Annotated in this window: 18 protein-coding genes and 3 pseudogenes; 12 read left to right on the forward strand and 9 right to left on the reverse strand. The window is 45.5% G+C overall.

Annotated elements, in window-relative coordinates:
* Nucleotides 1–19 precede the first annotated feature (19 nt).
* Complete coding sequence (locus EIZ48_RS01280) at nt 20–652, reverse strand: alternative oxidase (protein WP_160648316.1); 633 nt, start codon at nt 650–652, stop codon at nt 20–22.
* 45 nt (nt 653–697) lie between these two features.
* Nucleotides 698–1,882, reverse strand: a complete 1,185-nt coding sequence (gene hmpA / locus EIZ48_RS01285; protein WP_160648317.1) for an NO-inducible flavohemoprotein — start codon at nt 1,880–1,882, stop codon at nt 698–700.
* A 223-nt stretch (nt 1,883–2,105) separates the two neighbouring features.
* On the opposite strand from hmpA, the pseudogene EIZ48_RS01290 reads away from it, so the two are divergent.
* The 4 genes and pseudogenes from EIZ48_RS01290 to tnpC form a co-directional block, all read left to right on the forward strand.
* A pseudogene (locus EIZ48_RS01290) lies at nt 2,106–2,793 on the forward strand (IS6 family transposase).
* Between the two features lie 255 nt (nt 2,794–3,048).
* A pseudogene (gene tnpA, locus EIZ48_RS01295) lies at nt 3,049–3,370 on the forward strand (IS66 family insertion sequence element accessory protein TnpA).
* Nucleotides 3,367–3,513 (forward strand): transposase, encoded by a 147-nt coding sequence (locus EIZ48_RS01300; RefSeq protein WP_160648318.1) that lies wholly within the window; start codon nt 3,367–3,369, stop codon nt 3,511–3,513. Before tnpA ends, EIZ48_RS01300 begins: the two are co-directional and overlap by 4 nt.
* A pseudogene (gene tnpC, locus EIZ48_RS01305) lies at nt 3,497–4,273 on the forward strand (IS66 family transposase); the annotation flags it as partial. The gene EIZ48_RS01300 and the pseudogene tnpC, both read left to right, overlap by 17 nt.
* Nucleotides 4,274–4,336: 63 nt before the next feature.
* Here the strand turns inward: tnpC and EIZ48_RS01310 are convergent.
* Nucleotides 4,337–4,789, reverse strand: a complete 453-nt coding sequence (locus EIZ48_RS01310; protein ID WP_160648319.1) for an Lrp/AsnC family transcriptional regulator — start codon at nt 4,787–4,789, stop codon at nt 4,337–4,339.
* A gap of 126 nt (nt 4,790–4,915) precedes the next feature.
* Between EIZ48_RS01310 and EIZ48_RS01315 the strand changes: the two genes are divergently transcribed.
* Nucleotides 4,916–5,815, forward strand: coding sequence for a DMT family transporter (locus EIZ48_RS01315; RefSeq protein WP_192928418.1), 900 nt, complete (start codon nt 4,916–4,918; stop codon nt 5,813–5,815).
* A 196-nt stretch (nt 5,816–6,011) separates the two neighbouring features.
* On the opposite strand, the gene EIZ48_RS01320 is transcribed toward EIZ48_RS01315, so the two are convergent.
* The 3 genes from EIZ48_RS01320 to EIZ48_RS01330 all read right to left on the reverse strand — a co-directional run bounded on the left by EIZ48_RS01320 (nt 6,012) and on the right by EIZ48_RS01330 (nt 9,435).
* The gene (locus tag EIZ48_RS01320; protein WP_160648320.1) at nt 6,012–6,932 is read right to left on the reverse strand and encodes an alpha/beta hydrolase; all 921 of its coding nucleotides are present in this window, start codon (nt 6,930–6,932) and stop codon (nt 6,012–6,014) included.
* 46 nt (nt 6,933–6,978) lie between these two features.
* Nucleotides 6,979–8,856: an Lnb N-terminal periplasmic domain-containing protein gene (locus EIZ48_RS01325; RefSeq protein ID WP_160648321.1), complete on the reverse strand. Its 1,878-nt coding sequence runs from the start codon at nt 8,854–8,856 to the stop codon at nt 6,979–6,981.
* Between the two features lie 93 nt (nt 8,857–8,949).
* A complete protein-coding gene (locus EIZ48_RS01330) occupies nt 8,950–9,435 on the reverse strand; it encodes a DUF3015 family protein (protein ID WP_160648322.1) in 486 nt (161 codons plus the stop codon).
* 365 nt (nt 9,436–9,800) lie between these two features.
* On the opposite strand from EIZ48_RS01330, the gene EIZ48_RS01335 reads away from it, so the two are divergent.
* The 3 genes from EIZ48_RS01335 (at nt 9,801) to EIZ48_RS01345 (ending at nt 12,527) form a co-directional block, all read left to right on the forward strand.
* Nucleotides 9,801–11,009, forward strand: coding sequence for a hypothetical protein (locus tag EIZ48_RS01335; RefSeq protein WP_205298565.1), 1,209 nt, complete (start codon nt 9,801–9,803; stop codon nt 11,007–11,009).
* Between the two features lie 152 nt (nt 11,010–11,161).
* The gene (locus tag EIZ48_RS01340) at nt 11,162–11,473 is read left to right on the forward strand and encodes a hypothetical protein (protein WP_160648323.1); all 312 of its coding nucleotides are present in this window, start codon (nt 11,162–11,164) and stop codon (nt 11,471–11,473) included.
* A gap of 133 nt (nt 11,474–11,606) precedes the next feature.
* On the forward strand, nt 11,607–12,527 hold the full coding sequence (locus tag EIZ48_RS01345; RefSeq protein WP_160648324.1) for a sulfotransferase family protein: 921 nt from the start codon (nt 11,607–11,609) through the stop codon (nt 12,525–12,527).
* Nucleotides 12,528–12,587: 60 nt separating this feature from the next.
* Here the strand turns inward: EIZ48_RS01345 and EIZ48_RS01350 are convergent, their stop codons facing one another.
* Nucleotides 12,588–13,523 carry a LysR family transcriptional regulator gene (locus EIZ48_RS01350; protein ID WP_160648325.1) on the reverse strand — a complete coding sequence of 312 codons (936 nt, stop codon included), beginning with the start codon at nt 13,521–13,523 and terminating at the stop codon, nt 12,588–12,590.
* Between the two features lie 95 nt (nt 13,524–13,618).
* On the opposite strand from EIZ48_RS01350, the gene EIZ48_RS01355 reads away from it, so the two are divergent.
* On the forward strand, nt 13,619–14,554 hold the full coding sequence (locus EIZ48_RS01355) for a DMT family transporter (protein ID WP_160648326.1): 936 nt from the start codon (nt 13,619–13,621) through the stop codon (nt 14,552–14,554).
* Between the two features lie 3 nt (nt 14,555–14,557).
* On the opposite strand, the gene EIZ48_RS01360 is transcribed toward EIZ48_RS01355, so the two are convergent.
* A complete protein-coding gene (locus EIZ48_RS01360) occupies nt 14,558–15,496 on the reverse strand; it encodes a LysR family transcriptional regulator (RefSeq protein WP_160648327.1) in 939 nt (312 codons plus the stop codon).
* 176 nt (nt 15,497–15,672) lie between these two features.
* On the opposite strand from EIZ48_RS01360, the gene EIZ48_RS01365 reads away from it, so the two are divergent.
* From EIZ48_RS01365 to EIZ48_RS01375, 3 genes are read left to right on the forward strand one after another with little or no spacing between them, the layout of a single operon-like run.
* Entirely contained in the window at nt 15,673–16,923 is a 1,251-nt protein-coding gene (locus tag EIZ48_RS01365; RefSeq protein ID WP_160648328.1) for an efflux RND transporter periplasmic adaptor subunit, read from the forward strand.
* Nucleotides 16,924–16,935: 12 nt separating this feature from the next.
* On the forward strand, nt 16,936–20,127 hold the full coding sequence (locus EIZ48_RS01370; RefSeq protein WP_160648329.1) for an efflux RND transporter permease subunit: 3,192 nt from the start codon (nt 16,936–16,938) through the stop codon (nt 20,125–20,127).
* A complete protein-coding gene (locus EIZ48_RS01375) occupies nt 20,128–20,475 on the forward strand; it encodes a hypothetical protein (protein ID WP_160648330.1) in 348 nt (115 codons plus the stop codon).
* A gap of 60 nt (nt 20,476–20,535) precedes the next feature.
* Here EIZ48_RS01375 and dapA read toward each other — a convergent pair whose 3' ends face one another.
* Nucleotides 20,536–21,471 (reverse strand): 4-hydroxy-tetrahydrodipicolinate synthase, encoded by a 936-nt coding sequence (gene dapA / locus EIZ48_RS01380; protein WP_160648331.1) that lies wholly within the window; start codon nt 21,469–21,471, stop codon nt 20,536–20,538.
* Nucleotides 21,472–21,543: the final 72 nt, after the last annotated feature.

A 21,543-nucleotide genomic window follows, 5' to 3' on the forward strand; every position in this document is an offset into this window, starting at 1 on the left:
CTTTTTTGACATGCTGTTTTTAGCTTTGGTGTTCAGGTAACTGATTGTTTTTGTATAAATCTGCTATGTTATGGTTTTTGTCACGATGTTCGGCTTCGTCATCGCGAATACATACCAATACGTCCAGAAAACTTGCTGAGTCTGGTAAATCGTAATATTTAATCGCTATGCTCGGGGCTAGTGGGTTAGGTAACAAACCAGCTTGAATCTGAGAGATATACTCGGAATAGCTGTTGCAGGCCTCTTCTTCAAAATACCCGACAATTCGATGAGCTGTTTTTGAGGAAAACAGATAAATCAGCCCGTAAACCAGAATAAAAATAAACTGCAACGCCATAACTAATATGCGTTCAATGATCGAAGGTTTGGTGACTTTAAGGAAAATCATCAGATGCATTCTCTCGTTGTCAGCTTCGTCCAGTAATTCCTTGATCCATCCACCGTCATCTTTCATTCGTCTTAAAGCTTTCAAATGATTAAAGATCCCGGCAACCATCCCTGGTACGGCAGCGACTGTTTCCAGAAGCATCGCTCGTTTAGCTAAATGTTTGCCATAAAAAAAATTAAGTGTTTTTTTAAGTACCCGCGTAACAAAAAGTGCCAGTTTTTCCGAAAATGTTTCCGGTAGATAGTGAGAATGTTCAAACGCCATATGTGTTCCTGCGTATCCTGATGGGAGCTGATATCTTGCTTTGGGCTAAACGATTTTGTGAGGTCCAAAGCATTCGTAGTGGAACTGCTTTCTGGGAACTCCGAGTTCTACTAACTGCCTTGCGATGTGTTGCATAAACCCCACTGGGCCGCAGAAGTAAATCTGTACCTTGTCTCTTTTAACGGCGTCTTCGAATTCATTCAGATCCACAAAACCTGAGAAGTGATAATCATCACCTATGCAATCTTCTTCGGTTGGTGTGTTGTACCAAACCAGAGAATTCATGTTGTCATTGGCGTCCACTATCTGGTTGACGTGTTGTTTGAATGCGTGTTGTTTACCATTTTCGGTTGCATGTACCCAGGTTACCGGGGCTTTATGATCTTTAAGAGTTTCCAGCATAGAAAAAGTGGGGGTTAGGCCGACGCCAGCAGAGACAAGAACAACCGGTGTGTTTTCTTCGACTTCCATAAAGAAGTCACCCGCTGGTGAAGTGAGTTTAACAGTATCGCCAAGGTTCAGTTCATCGTGCAGATAGTTTGAAACCAGACCTCCAGATTCACGCTTTACAGAGATTCGGTAAGTACTGTCCTGTACAGATGATGACAGGCTGTATTGACGGATTTCTTGAAACTCAAGTTTGTCGCTCTGAATGTAAATGCCAAGGTACTGACCAGGTTTGAAAGCAGAAACAGGTTTTCCATCAACTGGCTTAAATACAAAACTACAAATATTTTCGCTTTCCGAGCGCTTTTCAATTAGTTCAAATTCACGAAGGCCACGCCAGCCCCCTGCAAGATTTTCGTTCTCCTGATAGAGCTGTTCTTCCCGTTCGATAAAAATATTCGCTAACACACCGTATGCTTCTTCCCAGGCATCGATGACTTCCTGTCCAGGAGAAAAGAAGTCGTCGATAGAGGCCAAAAGATGTCGGCCAACAATTTGGTACTGGTTTTTGGTGATCTGAAAACTGGTGTGCTTATGTGCGATTTTTTCTACTGCTTCGTGTAAGGCAGGCAAGTTATCTATATTTTTGGCATACGTGATGATGGCATTGAATAAAGCTTCACGCTGATCACCGTTTCGCTGGTTACTCATGTTAAAAATATTCTTGAGCTCGGGGTTGTGGATGAACATGCGCTCGTAAAAATGTGCGGTGAGTTTTGGCCCGGTTTCCTCCAGCAGTGGAGCAGTAGTTTTGACGATTTCAATGGTTTTAGCGTTGAGCATGATGACTTCCCTTTAACATGTATTTATAATATATGTTCAGTGTTGTATCTCAAATGCATGTTTAGATCAAGGAAAAGTTCTATACATTGATGTGAGAGAGGAAACCAGTATGCAGTTAACCAACTTTACCGAGTACGCACTTAGGGTGTTGATTTATATGATTTTTCCTCAACGCATACCTAATGCTTTATAGTTACGGTACATTTTCCTATGTTGCGACTGCATGATCATAAAATTCACAGATCATCATTTTTCCTTGGAGATCATACTGCAGTTCGTTCGTTACTATCTTTCCGATAAGCTGAGCTACCGTGAAATTGAAGAGATATTGGTAGAGCGTGGCATCATTGTTGACTACTCAACATTGAACCACTGGGTGATAAAGTATGCACCATTGCTTGAACAGCGAGCTTGCAAAGAAGAAGCCAGTAGCTTTTTCGTAGCGGATGGACGAACGTATATCAACGTAATAGGCCTATGGGAGTATTACTACCGAGCAGTTGATAAATATGGTGATGTGATCGATTTTCTACTGCGTGATACGCGAGACAAAAAGGCAGCGAGAGCTTTTTCCAAAAAGCCATCGGCCAGCACGGACTACCTGAAAAGGTGGTGATTGATGGAAGATATTCCAATGCGTTGGCTCCGCATCATATCAATGTTGAGCTTTAGTGTAATGGCTTGATGCTCAACCTCATTGAAGTCCTTCAAATGAAATACCTTAACAATATTGTCTAGCAAAGTCACGCAGAGTGAAAGGAAATATGAACCAGGTACTAGGCTGGAAATCTGACGAAGGCGCGGTGGCTACATTAGCCGGTGTAGAACTTTGGGTGATGATTAAAAATGGACAGCTCGACAACCCTGAAGGCTTATCTGCTTGGGAGCAGTTTTACGTACTGGCAGACTAATTGTATCTGAAAATTAGTTAGCTTGGACTTCAGCATAACTTTGCGACAAAACCATAAAAAGATACACCTTCGTATTCGTACTATTTACTCACCCCAAATAAGCGACTCAATACATATAAATAGGTTATGTGATTGTTGTGTGCATAAGGGATGGATTACGGATAGAATCTATCGTAAGCGCCCCATAAACCTCACATTCAAATAAGCTGACGAGCCTTTTATGATCTTAATTCCGCAAAATTAGGAGATAGGATCATGGCCAATCGACGTAGCGACCAAGAATGGATGGCAATATTCCAACAATACGAAAGTCGTTCCCTCACCCAAAGAGAGTTCTGTCGACAGAACAATCTCAGCACTTCAACCTTCTTTGCTAAACGACGTTCGCTGCAACTATCCAATGACTGCCATCAAAGCGGGTTTGTTCGTGCAGAAGTGGTAGAGCAGACAACGCACTACCAGTTTACCAAACTCGGCCTAGCAAATATGGCCCTCAGCATCAATGATATCGAGCTAAGCATTCCGCAAGGAACTCCTGGGGTTATCTGGAGAGCTTATTGGCGCTCTTCAGTCATGAAAGGGGTAATCAGTCCTCCTGTCATTTACCTGTATCGCGAGTTTGTTGACTTCCGCAAATTTATCAACGGACTAGCGGCGTTGGTTGAATCCGAGACCGACTTAGCTCTGAACTCCGGTGCGCTGGGTCATGCAGGACGATGAAACGCCGCTCAATGTCCTCAAGGAAGATAAGCAATGTTATATGTGGGTGTACTGCTCTGGAGCTGACTCACCAGAAGCCGCATTGGAAGGTATGAAAAATATCGTGTTGTTTGACTATCAAAATAGTCGTGCGAGGGCTTGTCCTGCTGCCTTCCTTGGTGAGTATGGCGGCTATCTGCAGACCGAGGCCTATGGTGGGCTAACGCAGGTAAAACACCTCGGTTGCCTGGCTCTCGCCCGCCGCAAGTTCACGGATGCCAAGACGCTGCAGGGTAAAGGCAAGGCCGGGAAAGCCGATGTGCCTTGGCGAAAACCCAAAAGCTCTATGCGTTGGAAACCGGCTGAAAGGGTTGCCCGCAGAAGAGCGGCTGGCCGAACGGCAGAAACTGGCGAAGCCAATGCTGGATGACTTGTACCAGTGGCTGACATCACTGAAGGTCGTGGCGTCCAGTCAGTTGGGCAAAGCTATCAAATACACAGTGGGTCAATGGTCTAAGCTCGAGCGGTATGTGGAGGACGGCTACTTATCAATCGACAACAACCGAGCGGAACGCGCCATCAAATCACTGGTCATCGGCCGGAAGAACTCTTCGCTGATACGCTGAAGGGCGCTGAGGCCAGTGCCATGCTTTACAGTATCATCGAATCTGCTAAAGCTAACGGGCTAATCCTGTACGACTATCTGGTTAAGTGTATGGAAGAGCAAGCCCAGCCCGAATCTGATATCGACTCTCTACTCCCCTGGAACTTCTCTCATTAATAGTCGCCCCGTGGGATCATGGGGCGGATACGCCCGAACGTGCAAACCTTTAATTTAAACATGCTAAATAGGGATAGATAGGCCAACCTTAACTGGTTGCATAGCAATGTTTGAAGTAAACTTGAGAATGTTAGCGTCGTCTAAAAAAAGTTCGCGAGTGATTTCTTCATATCGCTGCATATTAGTTGCTGTAATTACTAGTACAAAATCCTTGTCACCAGCGACATAGTAACACTGCTGCACGTCAGGATTTTTTATTGCTTTTTCCTTAAATCCATCAATTATTTGTGTCCCCCCCTTCACCATAACTACGTCTACAATTACGGTGACAAATCCGCCAAGTTGATTGCTATTAAGTACCGCAATCTCTTTGTCTATGATACCCGTTTCTCTCAACTTTTTAACTCGTCGCTGTACAGCCGTAGCCGAAAGACCAATTTCGTGTCCGAGTTCTTCAGAGGTAACTTTATTATTCGATTGTAAGTTTACGAGTATTAGTCGATCAAAATTATCCATGCGCAGCTTTTCCTCGATATTTCGAAATAATCGCAGTATTAATGCTCTTATATGATGTGATTTCCGCAGATCGAAAGAAGTATAGCCTTACACTAGAGTAAGTAACAACATTAAGGAGTACTGCTTATGATATGCAACCTGAAAAGCAATAGTGTTGGGATATTGGTCGGAATACTAGCTTCTTTGATTTGGGGGAGTTGGCCTGTATTTTCGAAAGTTGCTATTACACACTCTCTTTCTCCGTTAGATATAGCATCACTTCGATTCACAATTGCAGGGATAATACTATTCCCTGTTCTTTTATATCATTCTATTAAGCTTCGTATGATCTTCAGCAAAGGTGTTATACTAGCAATTGGAGCAGGTGCGCCCTACGTACTTTTGGCTATGTATGGAATCAAGATGTCTTCTAGTACCCACTTTGGTGCGATAGCACCAAGTACCATGTTGGTATTTTCAACGATAGGCAGCATTGTCTTTCTCAAAGAAGCATTAACATTAAGTCGGTGCATAGGAGTTGCTGCTATTGTTACAGGAGTCGTCTGGATAGGCTTGAGTAATTTGCAAAACATTAGTACTGATACAATATTTGGCGATATGATGTTTATCGGATGTGGTGCGCTTTGGGCATCCTTTACTTTACTCAGTAAGTACTGGCAGGTTGACTCGTGGTCTGCTACTGCATTGGTTTCTGTTGTATCAGGCATTATATGTGCCCCTTTTTCTATAGAAGTAATTAAAAATAATCCAGTGGATCTGATAGTGTGGCATGGCGTATATCAAGGTGTCTTAGTAGCAATACTAGCACTATATTGTTATGCAAAATGTGTATCTATTTTAGGCGCAGCAAAAGGAGCTTTGTTTTCAGCCCTCGTTCCTCCTGTTTCCATACTACTAAGTTTAACTTTTTTAGATGAGTCAATTACCATAAATGAAGTAATGGGTTCAATCGTAGTTGGTGTAGGGACTCTTCTTGCTTTGGGTATTGTAAAACTCAACGCATTGCGAACTTCTCTCGAGCAATAAATAATAAAATGGGAAATCTATAGACTACTCTAAGTTTTTCACAATCGCCCCAATATTAACTCACTGTTAAGGGCTAAATATGATAACAACTTCAATCACTAGTTATTAGTATGTAGCCAATTAAAATTATTACTATGATGCAGTTATAATATTTGGTTCTTGAGGGGTAATGTACTGATGGAAATACAATGTATTTTTAATTAATGTCAGAAAAATAATATTGTTGTTTATGTGCAGGATCAAAATTTTGAGGTTTACATGCATCCTCAACAGGTAGAAGCATTGGCCAGTTAGATAACTGACAAGATAACCTCTCTCGCCATTCTTCATTGTTCCAAATTGTTATGTGACCTTGCTGTTTTGATATCCATAGTTGTTTGGGAGTATTTGCAAGCTCAAATAGTGTTTCTGCATGGCTAGAACTAATGAGTGGGTCATTGGCACTATGGACAAACAGCAGTGGTATATCCTTAATTTTTACGATGGCTTCATCAGGGGAATATTCGGTTGTAACTGACCAACTGAGAGGGTACTGAAATAGCCAGGTGATCCAAGACTTACCAAGAGTCTCTTGCATGATTTTACGTTGCGAACTGAAACCGCTATCAATGATTAATCCTTGCGGTAAGTCTTCGGGGGGAAGGTTCGCTGCCAGATTTATTGCTACAGCGGCCCCCAGACTTTGTCCCCAAACAATAATAGGGAGCTTGTCAGAGTGTTGGGTAAGAAGTGCGTGATAACCAGCCAATGCATCCTTTTGAACCGCATTAAAGTTTGGCTTTCCGGCTGAACGGCCGTATCCGCGATAATCGATAATAACGATATCCCATCCTTTGTCGATGAGCCAATACACATTGGCTACATGATAGCTGAGGTTTTGTGCATTGCCATGCAGGAAGAAAATGGTGCCGCGCTTTTCTTTTGATGTCGGAAGCAGCCAAGAGTGGATAATGGTGCCATCCTCAGAAGTAAAGAACCGATCTTGTTTGGTGAAATTAAAATATTCTGGTGACGGTACCATTTTTTTTGATGGCCAGAAAAATAAACTTTCACATCCTGAAAGTAATAAGACGAAGACGAAATAAACAAGTAGCTTCTCTGGCTTGAACAACTGCATAATCCTTTATGTATTAATACAAAAAGTGTAGATGAAAAACGAAGACTTACCAGTAATGGCTGTATGATATGCTCACTTCTGATGCACCGTCATAGCTAAGATTAGTTCTAATATCCCAATCTTTAGCCCTACCGAATCTTTGCTCCCATTCTACGGTATGACCATGTTGCTCTGTATTATCTAGGTAGTAGAAATATCCAGTAGCAAAGGACATTCTCCACGATGGAGTTAGGCGTGAAACTATTCCTGCAGAGATACCAGCTTTGAAATTCCCTCTTTCACGGTCAGGAGCCTGAAGCTTCCCATCGACTGTGCTGTATATTGCCGTATGACTGTTTATTCGATAGCTTTGGCCCAAAGATCCAGAAATACCACCGACTAAACAGTTATTGCATTGCAGATCGACATCAGCAATTCCAGCTTTAAGTGACCAGCTGAAACCACCATCATGCGGTAACCCTGTACTTGATACATTGATATTTTTCACATGGAATAGATCCCAACGCTTTAAGCTCAACCTGTCATTTCGGTAGAGGGCATGAAGGTCAAACATTGAGAGCTCAGAAAAAGGTAGACGTCCAGCATCGAGAGATAACAGATCATAATAATTAGCTCTGTAGCGTAGCTCCAAGCCCTCGCCATTTTGAGAGTTGTAAGTTGGTGTTACCTGCAGTAATGAAGGGTATTGGGCTTCATGTGGGGGAGCTGTATATGTCGTCAGCCAATTAGTTTGCTCGGTTGAGAGAGCAAATCGCTCCGTAAGTAATTTTCTTCGACTCTCTTTTTGTTCAGAGTTTAACTCACCAAGTGAAACCTCAAGATAGCTATAATAGTCGAAAAGAGTCTCTACAATGCGCTTTTTACTGGTTAAGTTGAGATCATTGTAACTATTGGATTCGATAATATTAATATCTTCAGCTATGTCATGCGTGAGAAGTTGCTCGCTTCTACTTAGCTGATGAAATTTGCTATAAAATGCTTCTTGTCGAGATTCGTGTTTGCGAATCGAAGTCACGGTATCTTTATTGTCACCATATGGCTTGGATGCAGCTGCAATAATATCGTAAGGCATAACCCATGGCTTGGATGTGTTCATCAATGGTTTATCTATGACAAGCTCTAGCAGCTTTGCAATCTGGTATGCGCAATTTTGTTTAAAGAAATAATATGTAAAGGTTTTGTCATGAAGCTCCCAATGATGAGCCAGCACTAAATCGATTTCATTTTGGTTTAAGTTGAGCTTATACTCCCATAAATCACGAAGCTCTGTTTCGTTATAAATTCGGCTATGGCGATGAAAGGCTTCAGATGAAAATTTGGCCTGATAACCTCCCAGAATCCCCCACGTTATGTACTTGAGTTTGTTTTCATCTTTTGGAACCATAGCCCCATAATTTAATGTATTTTCAAGTAGTTCACTGCTTTCTTGGTTATTTAGCTTTATTAGTAAATGACCATACATTGACGCCGGGTTACCTAGATATCCTGTAGCAAATAGCAGGCTTAACGATGTTGCCGAGTGTTCTTTTGCATGCTCTTGATAATCAGAGCAGTTTACTTGGGGCATACTATCTGCGATGCCAGTCAACACTTGATCTAGCCATAGCTTGCGTGCTGGAAACCGGCATTGAGCAGATTTATTATCTTCTGGCTCATCAGTTAACATTGCACTGATTGTTGCTTCAAGTTCTATTTTGGGGTTGATTTTTCCTTCAGAAGAAATAAAAAAGTTATTTGATGTAACTTCACTTTCTAGACTTGTACCAAAGCTCGTTTCATAGTGCATCAGTTTTAACCAAGTACGATTATTCGACAGGTCTAGTAATTGTGATTGTTCTACCCAATTTGAAGCAGAAGTTTCTGCATATGCGCTTGGAATTAGGGTTGAACTTATTAAGGCAGAAGTGATGATATGTTTGAACATTAGTAATGAAGCTACAGTTAAGAATTGCTAGTTTTCAGCAGGTATAAAAAAGGCAGCCGTAGGCCGCCCTCTCAGAAAATACAGCTTGGTGAATTATACAGCAGTATTTGCAATCAATGAGTTATAGTACATTTCTGCTTTTTCTGCAGTAGTGGCATTTGCGTAAGATGACTGGCTAACTACTTGAGCCATGTCTTCTCGGACATTTTCCATGATCGCTGGACGGTCCGCATGCTTCACTTCAAGAAGATCAAGCATTGCTGTTACGTGCTCGCCGTTGCCTTTTGCAGTTTCTTCAATGATGTTGTTGTAGCTTTGCTGGATGAACATAGCTGTTTTAACATTTGCGCCTTCACAGGTTTGCTCAGATAGGCCAGCAGAAGTTACTGCTGTTGTACCTAAATCCCAAATAATGTTAGAGATAGCCGCTGCTGGAGCAATATCTTGGAAGATCATGGCACCAATACCACAGTCAGTCCAAGGGTTAATGCCAGACTTAGTTGCTTTCTCCTCAGCCAACGAAACAGGAGATGCAAGAATTGCTGAAGCAACAGTAGCCGCTACAATGATATTTTTCATTATTATTCCCTAATTTATGCTGTATTAATAATAGGCTTATGCACATAAGTGCGCTGAATACTAATCAAGTTATCTGTAAGGTTCAAGCTATAGAAAGTAATTAATTACTTGGTTGCTTTATATACTTGATATCGATCGGTGGTAGGTTGTTTTTTGAACTCTTTTTGGGTGTTTTTTGAGCGGTTGTTGTTTGCTTTGTGGACATATATGGGGCGCTATTCTTTCAACACTACTTGGAATAAGTGTGAGTTTTTTATTTCATATACAACTCCATACACAGCAACTAGCCATTCATACACACCCATACTTAACGATTGAATGAAAATGGCATACTTGTCATAAATCCTTCGAAGAAGAAGTGTGTTGTGAATAAAGTTATTGCCGGCTCCCTGGCCATAGTTGTTGCCGTTATTTCAGGCTGTAAATCAAATTCTGCATCTCAACCCAATACTCACCGCGAAATATCAGCTCAAACTCTGACACTTGGAATCACCAATGTGCCTGAAGAGCTCTCCGAAACCTATAGCAGCCGACTTGGCTTTAATCGCTATACCAAGGTGACTGCGCCAAACGGGAGAGCAATTCACATCATTGCACAGGATAAGCTTTCCGATAATCAGATTATCAGGGCGCGTTCGGTGCTCGAACACTACCTGATGCCATATCCCGGCTCAGAGTATGGTGCAGATAAAACAGCCGTAGCTAATAGAATGACTGATAACAACGCGATATTACTGCTGCTAAATGGTAGTGATGATGGCACTAATCGTGCGGCTGAACTTGACGGACAGCCGTTATATCAGGATGAAATTCAAGTTGAGGGGCATCAGTGGTATATAGAGCAAAACTATGAACACCGTGATGCGACTTTCGAAGAAATACTCCACTTGGTTCATGATACCGGTATTGGCGTTGATCAGTATGAGAGCTTTATCGGTGTTTTACCTGACTATCAGGCGGAAATACGCAATGCACAGGTATCAGCGCTTGCTGGTGGGATTTGGGGGATTGGCTCAGAGAGCCTGGACTGGATTGAAGAGCTGAGTGATGAAAATAGCCTGTCACAGGAATATTTAGCTTCTGTTGTCGATTCTTATTATGGCCTGTGGGGCGCATGGACGGAAAGTAAGACCCATGGTATGTGGGGCGTGTATATTGCAAAAACGCGTGATGAAATTATGTCAGAGGACCGCTTGGGGGCGCAGTTAATGCGCAACAAGTTCTTTCATCCATATCTTACTTATAATGCGAGAATCGATGACAGTTTCAGCGGTGATTTTAGTTTGCGCTTTGATCAGAATAAGCCTTATACCCATCATTCACAGTACCTGAAAGATATCACCTTGACGGGAAACAATGATGCTAATGTGATTGTCAATAAACTGGATAATCACATCACAGGTAATTTCGGGAAGAACACGGTTTTTTTTACTGGGGACTCCTCTCAATATTATATATCGAGTAACCAGGACGGTAAGGTAGTGATCTCCGATTTGATTACTGGTCGGGATGGGGTAAATATGCTTAGCAATATTGAGCTGGCTAAATTTAAAGATAAGATTGTGTCTCTGTAATGCGAATCTAATTTGATTTCTATCATCACCTCCTTAGTAGTTTTCACACACGGCTACTATTAACGTAAGTTCGGCTAGCACCATGTAATGCCATGGAGCGCATTTCACGTGGTGTAAGTAGCCGGTGTGGTTAAGAGTGATGGAGAAATAAAATGAGAAAGACACATCTTGTTCTAGCGGCAATGGCCATGACGTTTTCGTCAGTCTCTCTGGCTGATCTCAGAATCTCGAGTATGTCGCATGGCGCTTGGGTAACAGTGACCGAACAAGGTCAGCCGGCTGCGAACGCAACTGTGTCGCTGGTGAATGTGCCCCAGGTACGACAAACGTTCCAGACAGACGAAAATGGACGGGTTTTTCTTCCTATCTCAATCAACAACTCAAGATCAATCAAGTTTAAGGCCGTAACTGAAGAAGGAAATGTGTATAGCCGTTTCGCCTTCCACAGTGACAAAAGACAATAATCCTTACTTCATATCTAACGATTCTAGTGCTGGCGAAAGTTTAAGCCAGCACTGGCACACACCATAATACCAAGCCTGATATTCTCTAAACTTTAGTACCATTTATAGTGGGCTAAGTGATGATTTTGACTAATTGACCCGTTTGATTGATATGACACTCTATACTGACAGTCAGTTGACTTTTACTTGCCAGGGAAGAGTGATTGCTATGAAAACCATTATCACGTCACGGTCACGCATTAATAACTTGTTTAAACCATGGCTTCAGCGAGTACGTTATCACTCACATCAACAGAAAATCATTTTTATTTTTGGCTGCCAGCGATCGGGGACAACGTTGCTAACCCATGTTTTTGATCAGCTCCCATACTCTTGTGTTTTTGGTGAATATAGTCCTCTTAGTAGCAAGGATCCTGAACGATTACGCCTGAACCAACTTGATAATGTCAGAGCAATAATAGAGTCTTCACCCGCTCCGCTTATTGTTTGTAAACCCTTGGTTGAGAGCCAGCGTGCATTAGAGATCATGGAATATTTTGAAGATGCGCAGGCGATATGGCTTTATCGCGATTATAGAGATGTTGCGAGTTCGAATTTGAAGAAATTTGGCCCCGATGAAGGTGCCAGAGATAATATCAGGCCTGTCTGTGATCCAGGCTACGCCATAAGTTCATCAAGAACCTGGTTGTCAGAGAATGTATCAACAGAGTCTCAGGAGTTAATAGAGCAATACTACCACCCTGAAATGAATCCCGCCGATGCTGCCACGCTTTTTTGGTACCTTCGAAACGAGCATTATTTCTCCCAGAGGTTGGATAGCCATAATAGAGTGCACCTGTTTAACTATGATCGGTTTGTTAACCAGCCCTCTGAGATGTTGGAAAGCTTGTTTCGACAAATGAACCTCCCTTTCGTACTCCCAGATTATATCTACCGTGACATACATACTGAGTCGGTTCGCAAAGGAAACAACTTGGAGTTATCGCCGAATGTATCAAGCCTGGCTGATGGGATGACCGAGAAGTTATTGGTAGATACCCAAAACGCTTGCTGATTCTGCTCGGGTTGTCACTATTTTTAGGATTAAGAATGAGTTAATAACCAAATATCGTATCTATGCAGATGTGTCTGGACTTTGATTAGTCATAAAACTGGATGCCAACTTCGCCTTCCAGTCGAATACATGCTGGATAAAGGCTTTAACTCTTGCCGGTTGCTTATCTTTATCTCGGTACATGAGAAAGACATCAATCGCTTCGCCTGTCCATTCGGGCAATACAGGTACTAAAGCGTGGCCTTGCTGCTGAGCATCGTGAACATAATAGGGAGGCATCCAGGCGATCCCTAGTCCTTGTTGGGCTGCATCTCTTATTAGCAGCACATCGTTGGACTGAAAGGGAGAATCAACGTCCAGAGAGAAACTATCACCGCTGTGCTGGTGATACATTTGCCAGACCTTCAAAGGGCTGATAGATAACAACCGATGCTTTGATAGCTCCGACGGGTGAGTAAGCGGCGGGTGTTGATCCAGGTAAAGGGTAGAGGCACAAAGGGCAAACGGGATTTGCCACAGCTTTCTCGCAATCCAGTCGGGTTCAATAGGATCCCCAACACGAAAAGTGACATCGATTTGCTCCGAGATCAGGTCGATTTTTTCGTTCTGCACCTGCAGGTTAATCTGGATGGCTGGGTGCTTGAGAGCAAAGTCATAAATGCACTGTTTGAGCCACACTTGAGTCATGTTGATAGGTGCCGAGATCTTGAACTGTCCAGAGAGTTCTTCGCGGTCAAGCTCAATCAAGTCTTTTACGTTATTGAGGCCGGTAATGAAGGGTTGACTGAGTTGGAAGTAGCGCTCGCCGTCGGTGGTTAAAGCAAAATGGTGGGCGCTGCGATCGATCAGGCGACAGTTGAGCTGCTCTTCAAGCTTTTTAATTCTCCGGCTCAGCGTAGCCAGAGGCATTCCAATCTTCGCTGCAGCCTGAGTCAGGCTCTGATACTGGGATGTAAGTACAAAGAGGTGTAAATCATCCAGGGAATGGCCTCTCATAATTGATAGCTACACTCTTATTATTGGCTATTAATAATCAATTATGCAATCTATATCCTGCCAAGACAATGTAAATTCAATTGGTAGGTAATTCTATGATGCATACATCTAAAGTCTGGCTTGGGGTGCTTTTGGCCATTTTCTTTTGGGGAAGTAATTTTAACGCTATTCAGGGGCTCAGCCCCTCAATGACGCCTATTGTTGCGGCAACTGTTCGGTTTGGGGTTGCATGTGTTTGTTTGTTGCTGCTTAGATTATTGCGTCATAGCCCAGAGTCTATCCTTAGCCGACGTGACAAAATCTATTTATTGGTACTGGCTTTTATTGGTGTGCTGGTGCAAAACTGTGCAATCTTCATCAGCTTGGATCATACCTCTGCGGTGAATGCCTCTATCATTATTGCCAATATGCCATTGGCCGGTTTGCTATTGTCTGCATTGATTTTGAACACGCAAATTACGCGAGATCACCTTATAGGGACGGCGGTTAGCCTTGCCGGTGTTTTACTTGTGCTTACCCGGGGGAACTGGCAGCAACTAGCGCTTCAGTCCGGGGATGTTCTGGCTTTGTTAGCCTTATTTAGCGGTTGCTTGTATACGGTATTGGCAAAGAAATGGGTGTCGCATATTCCCTTGAGCCAGTTTCTGCGCTGGACGCTGGGAGCAGGGTTTATCCAAATGGCGCTAATTGCCAGCTGGCTAGAGCAACCATTCGTTGCCATTAAGTCAATGACCCAAAGCGATATGGCGATAATTTTGTATATGGGGATATGCGGCACGCTGGTGGCTTATTATTTCTGGATGCAGGGTACACAGGTGATCGGGCCACGAAAAGTGACCTCGATGTTCAATCTCATTCCTGTGTTTACGCTTGTGATCAGTATGGCACTGGGAACAATGCCACACTTCACGCAATTGGTTGGGATTGTGCTGGTAACATCTGGTGTCGTGATAGCAAACAGTAACGTTCGTATTAAGTCGTTTGTTCAAACTAAGTTGAACACCTCCAGGGCTGTCTCAAGAGAGCTATAGCCGTTACGAGCACACGCACTCAAATACTTCTCGCAGGTTTTGGTTCCAGCGAGTAACAAACTTCTCCTGAATATGATCTCTCAGCCATTGCAAGCCTGCATCCTCGTCCTGTCGTTTGTGCCACCACATCGACACAGAGCCGCGCGGGATTTCAACTGGACTGTGAGTGACTGATAACTTGCCGCTGGCAACGTGTTTATAGGTTGCGGCGGCAGGCAGGATCGCGACGAGATCGCTATCAATGAGAAGCGGTGCGGCCGAGGCAAAATGGTTAACCGTAACAGCAACGCGGCGTGTCATACCTAGCTGATGAAGAGCTCTGTCCGTAGCACCATAGCTGTCACCGGATAACGACACCAGCAGATGGTCGGCACTGGCAAATTCTTCAATGGTTAAATCCGGTTTAGCCAGCGGATGGTCTTTGCGCATGGCGCAGACATGACAGATATCGAGAAGATGGGTCGAGCGGATACTCTCCGGCACGGGAATTGTTTCACCCATCACCAGATCGACTTCTGCATCATCCAGTACTTGCTGGGCATTGGTAATGGTATAGGGCACAGCATGCAGGTTAATGCCCGGTGCATGGGCTTCAAAATAACGGCGTAAGTCGAGCCATACGGTATCTACAACAATATCACTGACAGCAATCCTAAATGTGCGTTTGGCTGTTTGAGGATCAAACACATCAGGCTCAATGGCTTGATTGAGGTTGTGCAAAGGATCGCGGATTTGATCCCAGAGATTCTTGGCATAGGTTGTCGGCTGGATGTTACGGCCGTCTTTGACAAACAAATCATCCTTCCATGCTGCCCGCATTCTGGCGACAGCATTAGAGATCGCCGGCTGGGTCATTGATAATCGCTCGGCAGTACGAGTGATCGATTTCTCGGTCATGATGGCATCAAAAATCACCAGCAGGTTCAGTTCTTGTGGGCGCATACTGTCGTTCTGTTTATCAATTGAGGTGCGATACATCATAGTATTTTATGTATTTAATGGCTAGCCCTGCTCGATACATCACAAAAAGTTATACGTATGATAAAGATTTAAAATTATTTGTGATGTATCAATCGACATAGAATGCCTCCAAAGAACGACATTCCATGGAGAAAAAAATGAAAACCCAACAAGGACTACGCAATCTGGTTTTAGCCACCGTTGCTGCCAGCGTGCTGATGGCCTGTCAACCACAGCGCGAAGAACAGGCCGGGATGAGTCAGCCGCCTGCACCGCAAATTACGGTAGCGCAAGTGATCAGTGAAAGGGTTACCGAATGGGATGAGTTCACGGGCCGTCTTCAGGCTCCGCAGACCGTTGAGCTGAGACCAAGAGTATCAGGCTATGTTGAGCAGGTTGTCTTCGAGGAAGGGGCACTGGTCAAATCCGGTGATGTCTTGTTCATGATTGACGCCAAGCCTCTCGAAGCGCAGGTAAACCGATTGAAAGCCGATCTGATTGATGCAGAAAGTCAGGCGCTGCTTGCTCAGCGCCAGCTGACTCGCGGCAAGAAGCTGATTAAGAAGAATGCGATTTCTCAGGAAGAGCTGGATAGCCGTGCGGCAAGTTTCCAGCAGGCCAATGCTAGAGTTCAGTCTCGCAAGGCGGCGCTGGATCAGGCCAAGCTGGATCTTGAATATACCCAGGTGAAAGCACCGATTTCCGGCCGGGTGTCTAGTGCACTGATCACCAAAGGTAACTATGTTACGGCAGGGCAGAGCCTGCTAACAACGGTGGTCTCGACGGATACGATTTATGCCTACTTTGATGCCGATGAGCAGACGTACCTGAAGTACAAGCGTTTGGCGCGTGAAGGTAGCCGTCTTGATTCCCATGACAACAAATCCCCGGTCATGATGGGACTGGCTGATGATAAAGGTTTCCCTTACACCGGCCATATCGATTTCATGGATAACCAAATCAACGAGCAGACCGGTACGATTCGTGGGCGCGCCGTGTTTGAAAATACTGATGGTCGATTTACGCCAGGCTTGTTTGCACGGATCAAAGTGGCAGGCAGTGCCAGCTATCAGGGCGTTCTGATAGATGACAAAGCTGTCGGTACCGATCTAAACACCAAATTCGTGTTGGTATTGGATCAGGATAACAAGGTCCAGTATCGCCCGGTTAAGTTGGGCAAAAAACACAACGGCTTACGATTGGTCAGTGATGGCCTGCAGCCTGGGGATACGATTGTGCTGAAAGGGCTGCAACGTGTTCGTCCGGGAGCCGCTGTGAACCCAACTCCGGGAGCAATGGCCAGCGACGAGGCATTGGCACAGATAAAACGCCAGCAACAACGGGTTGATGAGCTACAGGCAGAAGTCACGATAGCCAGCAGTGATCCGCTTGCAGGTAAGCGCGGCTAAGGAACAGTAACAATGAAGTTTTCTCAATTCTTTATATCACGGCCGATATTTGCAGGGGTCATCTCTTTGATGATCATGATTGCCGGTGCCATCGCCGTCTTTCAATTACCGGTTACCGAATATCCGGAAGTGGTTCCACCAACAGTGGTGGTTACGGCCAGTTATCCGGGAGCCAACCCGACAGTGATCGGCGATACGGTAGCTACGCCATTGGAGCAGGCCATTAATGGTACTGAAGGCATGTTGTATATGTCTTCGCAGGCTACGTCGGACGGAAACCTCAGCCTGACGGTGACGTTCGAGCTGGGAACAGATATTGATGATGCGCAGGTGCTGGTACAAAACCGGGTAGCGCGTGCATTGCCTCGGCTGCCGCAGGAAGTACAGCGCCTGGGCGTAGTCACCGAAAAGTCATCACCGGATCTGACGATGGTGGTGCACTTAACCTCGCCAGATGATAGTCATGACATGCTATACCTGTCGAACTACGCCAACCTCAATGTGAAAGATGAGCTGGCGCGTGTTGAGGGGGTGGGTAGCGTTCGTCTGTTCGGTGCCGGTGAGTACTCGATGCGAATATGGCTCGATCCGCCTAAACTTGCCGCTCTGAATATGACGGCAATGGACGTTGTCAATGCGATCCGCGAGCAGAACCAGCAGGCGGCTGCCGGTAGCCTTGGCGCGCAGCCGACGGCCGAGAATAATTTCCAGCTGCTGATCAACCTAAAAGGTCGTCTGAGCACGGAAGATGAGTTCCGTAATATCGTGATCAAAGTTGGTGAACAAGGGCAAATCGTTCGTCTGAGCGATGTAGCACGTGTTGAGCTGGGGGCCAACAGCTATTCATTACGCTCGCTGCTGGACAACAAGCATGCCGTTGCCATCCCGATTTTCCAGCGTCCGGGTTCGAATGCCATCGAGATCTCTGATGGTGTCCGCGCCAAAATGGCCGAGCTCAAAGAGAACTTTCCACAAGGCGTTGATTACTCAATTGTCTATGATCCGACAGTGTTCGTTCGTGGTTCTATCGATGCGGTAGTGAAGACACTATTTGAAGCCTTATTGCTGGTTGTTGTAGTGGTAGTTTTGTTCCTGCAAAACTGGCGCGCGGCGATCATTCCTCTGGCAGCTGTTCCGGTTTCGTTAATCGGTACCTTCGCCATTATGCATGGTTTGGGCTTCTCGCTTAATGCGCTCTCACTGTTTGGCTTGGTACTGGCCATTGGTATCGTGGTCGATGATGCGATTGTGGTGGTCGAAAATGTTGAGCGAAATATCGAAAATGGTTTACCGCCGGTAGCAGCATCCAGGCAGGCGATGAAGGAAGTAACGGGTCCGATCATTGCGACCACTTTGGTGCTGGCTGCCGTATTTATTCCGACAGCATTTATGTCCGGCTTGACAGGTCAGTTCTATCGTCAGTTCGCCCTGACGATTACCATCTCGACGGTGATTTCGGCACTGAACTCGCTGACCTTGAGCCCGGCGTTATCTGCATTGCTCCTGCGCAGTAAAACAGCGCCGAAAGACGGTTTGAGTAAGCTGATTGATTGGCTGTTCGGACGCTGGTTGTTCGTTCCGTTTAACCGTTTCTTTGACTGGGGCAGTAATGCCTATTCCGGTACGGTGAAGCGAGTGATCCGTGGTGCGGGTATTGTCATGGTGTTGTATGCCGGCCTATTGGCTCTGACAGGCTACCAGTTTGTTGAAACACCAACCGGTTATGTACCATCGCAGGATAAGCAGTATTTAGTCGCGTTTGCTCAGTTGCCTGACGCATCGTCGCTGGATCGGACTGAAGATGTGATTCGTGAAATGTCGAGCATTGCGCTGGCACATCCCGGTGTTGAATCGTCGGTTGCCTTCCCGGGCCTGAACATCAACGGATTTACTAACAGTCCAAGTTCGGGGGTAGTCTTTGTAACGCTGAAACCGTTCGCAGAACGTCAGGAAGAGCACCTGTCGGGGAATGCCATTGCCTGGGCGCTTAACGGTAAGTTCTCAAGCATTCAAGATGCCTTTATTGCGATTTTCCCGCCGCCGCCAGTGAATGGTCTCGGCAATATCGGTGGCTTCCGCCTGCAGATCCAGGATAAAGGAAATCTGGGTTACGAGGAACTCTATGCAGTCACTCAACAAGTGATCATGAAAGCCTGGCAGGCGCCGGAGCTGACAGGTGCATTTACCAGTTTTCAGGTAAATACGCCGCAAATTGATGTCGAAGTGAACCGTGAAAAAGCCAAAATGCAGGGTGTCTCGGTGGATGACATATTTGCCACGATGCAGATTAACCTTGGTTCACTGTATGTGAATGACTTCAACAAGTTCGGTCGTAACTATCAGGTTAATGTCCAGTCACAGGATAGCTTCCGACAGGAGCCCGAGCAGATTGCTCAGCTGAAGGTACGTAATGCAAGCGGTGACATGATTCCCTTGGGATCGTTCATTTCAGTTCACCACTCAGCAGGCCCGGACCGTGTCATGCACTATAACGGTTTTACGACCGCCGAGGTGAATGCGTCTCCGGCACCGGGATTCAGCTCCGGTCAGGCCCAGGCCGCAATGGAGAAAATCTTGGCTGAAACGCTGCCACATGGCATGAGCTATGAGTGGACAGAACTGACCTATCAGCAACAGCTGGCAGGTAATACGGCGATGTATGTTTTCCCGTTGGTGGTGCTTTTAGTCTTCTTGGTGCTGGCTGCACAGTACGAGAGCCTGAGCTTGCCGCTAGCCATTATTTTGATTGTACCGATGACGTTATTGTCGGCTATTACCGGCGTGATCATCTATGGCGGTGACAACAATATCTTCACTCAGATTGGATTTATTGTTCTGGTGGGTCTGGCTACGAAGAATGCGATTTTGATTGTCGAATTTGCCCGCGAGAAGGAGCATGAAGGGTTTACCGTAAGGGAAGCCATCCTTGAAGCCAGCCATCAGCGACTAAGACCGATCCTGATGACCTCGATAGCCTTCATTATGGGGGTACTGCCGATGGTGATTTCGACAGGTGCCGGTGCAGAAATGCGCCAGGCGATGGGGGTTGCAGTTTTCTCCGGTATGATTGGGGTTACCATCTTTGGTCTGTTGCTGACGCCGGTATTCTATGTGCTGATACGCAAATATTTAGGCGGGGCCTCCCTGACTAAAACAGAAGCGAAAAGTCATGTTGGTCCCGACGGAGTGATTGAGGCGAGCTAAATGAATATGTTCAGATACTGTTTGATTTCATCGGTGTTGTTACTTACGGCATGTAGCTGGGTAGGTGGAGATAGTGATCCGCCTGAGTTATTAGCGAGTGATTTGGCCCGTATTCAAATGCGCTCGGTGGAGCAGCACTCATGGCAAATTGGTGATATTGAAGCAGGCAGGTTACCAAACCAGAGTATTGATGGGGGGGCTCAGGCACAGGTGGACGATGATTGCCATAGTGACACGCCCGTTCAATTGACGGTTGGTTCAGGCTGGATCATAGAACCGATAGGAACCCGTTTGTGTGAATATGATCCGGACAGTACTGAACACTTGGCGAGCATCGATAGTTTATAACGGCTAAATGTTTAATCAGCAGCGGGGAAGCATCTATAAAGGTGCTTCCCCGTTTCATTATTAGATACTTGCTGCCCACTGGTTAATAGCATCATCTGCTTCTAGGAGCGGGGTCAGTTCCTGTAGCTCTTCACTGTAGAGAGGAGGGCGAAGTTCTGCACTCACAATGCGCCCCTGACGTTTCATTAATGCTTTCACCGGAATTGGATTTGCGGCGCAAAACAGGCTATTCCCCGCTTGTTGCCACAAGGTTTTGAAACTTGGTTCGGATTGGTTAGCGTCGCTAGCAAGATCAAGGCTCTGTCTGACATAGCGTGCAGTGGCTTCAGGCCAGGCATTGGCGGCCACTGAAACGAGGCCGCATGCACCGTTGGCAATAAAGTCGACAAGCAAACCATCATCACCACAGAAGAACTCGAGCAATGGTGCAGAGTGGTAATAGCGACTGAATTTTTCGGCACTCCCGCTGGCTTCCTTTACTGCCCAGGTATTGGGATGGTCTGCCAGCTGTCCCAGTACTTGCTCATCGAGAGCGACACCGGTACGAGAAGGGACGTTGTATATCATGCACGGCCAGTTGCTGGCATCGAGCAGGCGGCTAAACCATTTATGCTGACTGGTTGCGCCGGGTTTTGCATAAAGTGGTACGGGTAAGAGCAGGGCATCAATTGGATAATCTTTCAGGAAATCCAGCCACTGCAGCTGCTGGAGCAGCTGAAAACCGCCGACACCAACCATCAAAGGTACAGAAAGTGACATATCACAAACATGCCGGACAATGGCTTGTTGCTCGTCTTGGGTCATTGCCAGTGCTTCGCCGGTACTGCCTAGCAGTAGGATCCCGTTCCCGGCGGCGTCTTGTTCCTTGGCGAGTTGGCTCAGGGTTGCAAAATCAATAGACTCGTCAGGCAGGAACGGAGTAATGAGGGCCGTCCATAACGTGGTCTGTTGTATGCGTTCATTCCCGTGAATGGGAGTAGTATTGTGATTTGGCATCTCTTGTCCGAACTTGTTGCTATCCGTAAAGAGAGCTTGGCTTTGCGAAGGCGCCAATGGCACGTGCCATGA

The sequence above is a fragment of the Photobacterium alginatilyticum genome (assembly GCF_009910675.1).
Classification (GTDB): Bacteria; Pseudomonadota; Gammaproteobacteria; order Enterobacterales; family Vibrionaceae; genus Photobacterium; species Photobacterium alginatilyticum.